Origin of the sequence: Brevundimonas sp., from assembly GCF_031082345.1 — a bacterium.
GTDB lineage: Bacteria > Pseudomonadota > Alphaproteobacteria > Caulobacterales > Caulobacteraceae > Brevundimonas.
In genome coordinates, this window is record NZ_JAVHLH010000331.1 from 1 (window position 1) to 2,507 (window position 2,507).

Below are 2,507 nucleotides of genomic sequence, written 5' to 3' on the forward strand. Positions count from 1 at the left end.
GCCCGCCTCGGCGAGATCCGCCGCTCCGGCTCGGTCTGGCTGGCCGAGATCGAGGTGCGCAACCTCGGCGACGAGACCGCCGCGGGCGTCGAGATCGAGGGCCGGGTCGGCGACCGGACCGCCGGCGCCACCCTCGACTACGTCCCCGCCCACGGCCGCGAGCGCGTCACCCTGTCCTTCGACGTCGACCCGCGCGGCGCGGTCGACCTGTCCGTCCCCGGCTGGTCGGAACCCTGACGATTGAACCGGCGGCCCCTCAGGCGTATGGCTGGTGCGTTCTCCGGGGGGTCGCGCGCGAGCGGCTGAGATTGGGGTGATCCCCTGACCCGTCGAACCTGATCCGGGTCATGCCGGCGAAGGGATGAGACCGCACTGTCCCCGCGCAAGCGGGAGGTCTCGTCATCCCCGCGAAAGCGGGGACCGACGTCGGCGCCCTCAACACCGAGGCCGCCATGAACATCGCCGTCCCCCCGCCCGAGCCCAATATCGATCTGTCGCTGAAAGACGCGCGCGATGAGGTCATGCGCGAGACCGGGACCATCCCCACCGGCGAACGCGCCGGCAGCCGCAAGGTCTACGTCCAGGGCGAACTCTACCCCGACATCCGCGTCCCCTTCCGCGAGGTCGCCGTCCACCCCAGCGCCAACGAGCCGCCGGTGACCATCTATGACTCCTCGGGCCCCTACACCGACCCGACCGTGACCATCGACATCCAGCGCGGCCTGCCGCTGGTCAAGTCCAGCTGGCAGCTCGACCGCGGCGACATCGCCCCCGTCGCCAACCCGCGCGAGGTCAGGCCCGAGGACAACGGCCACGCCTCCGGCAAGAACCTCGCCCCCCGCTTCGACACCTCCCGCCACAAGGTCTTCAAGGGCGTCCCAGGCCGCCCGGTCACCCAGTACGAATATGCGAAGGCCGGGATCATCACGCCCGAGATGGAATACGTCGCCATCCGCGAGAACCTGCGCAGGGAAGAGGCGAGGGACGAGGGGCGAGGGGCGAGGGAAGGCGCCGCGACCGTCACCTTCGCCGACGGCTCGACCATGGCGTCGTCCAACGCGGCATTCTCTTCCTCGCCCCTCGACCCTCGCCCCTCGTCCCTCAGAGACGGCGAATCCTTCGGCGCCTCCATCCCCGACTTCGTCACCCCCGAGTTCGTGCGTCAGGAGATCGCCCGCGGCCGCGCCATCATCCCGCACAACATCAACCACCCCGAGGTCGAGCCGATGATCATCGGCCGCAACTTCCTGGTGAAGATCAACGCCAACATCGGCAACAGCGCCGTCCTCTCATCCGTGGACGACGAGGTCGACAAACTGGTCTGGGCCACCCGCTGGGGCGCCGACAACGTCATGGACCTGTCGACCGGCCGCAACATCCACAACATCCGCGACTGGATCATCCGCAACTCCAGCGTCCCCATCGGCACCGTGCCGATCTACCAGGCCCTGGAGAAGGTCAACGGCGTCGCCGAGGACCTGACCTGGGAGGTCTATCGCGACACCCTGATCGAACAGGCCGAACAGGGCGTCGACTATTTCACCATCCACGCCGGCGTCCGCCTGCCCTTCGTGCCGATGACCGCCAGCCGCGTCACCGGCATCGTCAGCCGCGGCGGCTCCATCATGGCCAAATGGTGCCTGTCGCATCACCGCGAGTCCTTCCTCTACGAGCATTTCGAGGACATCTGCGACATCATGCGGGCCTATGACGTCTCGTTCAGCCTCGGCGACGGCCTGCGCCCCGGCTCCATCGCCGACGCCAATGACGAGGCCCAGTTCGCCGAGCTCCGCACCCTCGGCGAGCTGACCAGGGTCGCCTGGGACCACGGCTGCCAGGTCATGATCGAGGGCCCCGGCCACGTGCCGATGCACAAGATCAAGGCCAATATGGATGAGCAGCTGAAACACTGCCACGAGGCGCCCTTCTATACGCTCGGGCCCCTGACCACCGACATCGCCCCCGGCTACGACCACATCACCAGCGCCATCGGCGCGGCCATGATCGGCTGGTTCGGCACGGCCATGCTCTGCTACGTCACGCCCAAGGAGCACCTCGGCCTGCCCGACCGTCAGGACGTCAAGGACGGCGTCATCACCTACAAGATCGCCGCCCACGCCGCCGACCTGGCCAAGGGCCACCCGGCCGCCCGCCTGCAAGACGACGCCCTCAGCCGCGCCCGGTTCGAGTTCCGCTGGGAAGACCAGTTCAACCTCGGCCTCGACCCCGAAACGGCCCGCAAATACCACGACGCCACCCTGCCGAAAGAGGCCCACAAGACCGCCCATTTCTGCAGCATGTGCGGCCCGAAATTCTGCTCGATGAAGATCAGCCAGGACATCCGCCGGGACGCCCAGGCGCAGAACGACGCGGGGGGATCGTTGGCCCCCACCGACGCGGAAGCGGAGGCCGGGATGGCGGAGATGAGCGCGAAATTCCGGGCCGGGGGCGGGGTGGTGGAGGTGAAGGTGTGAAAGCTGATTAAAACAGAGTTGAGCGTCTTGTAA

Annotated in this window: 1 protein-coding gene, 1 pseudogene and 1 riboswitch; the gene and the pseudogene both read left to right on the forward strand. The window is 67.9% G+C overall.

What is annotated here, in order from left to right:
* Nucleotides 1-237 (forward strand): annotated as a pseudogene (locus tag RDU12_RS14870) (hypothetical protein); the annotation flags it as partial.
* A 34-nt stretch (nucleotides 238-271) separates the two neighbouring features.
* Nucleotides 272-380: riboswitch (TPP riboswitch) on the forward strand.
* 72 nt (nucleotides 381-452) lie between these two features.
* Nucleotides 453-2,474 carry a phosphomethylpyrimidine synthase ThiC gene (gene thiC / locus RDU12_RS14875; protein ID WP_300290878.1) on the forward strand — a complete coding sequence of 674 codons (2,022 nt, stop codon included), beginning with the start codon at nucleotides 453-455 and terminating at the stop codon, nucleotides 2,472-2,474.
* The last annotated feature ends 33 nt before the right edge of the window (nucleotides 2,475-2,507 follow it).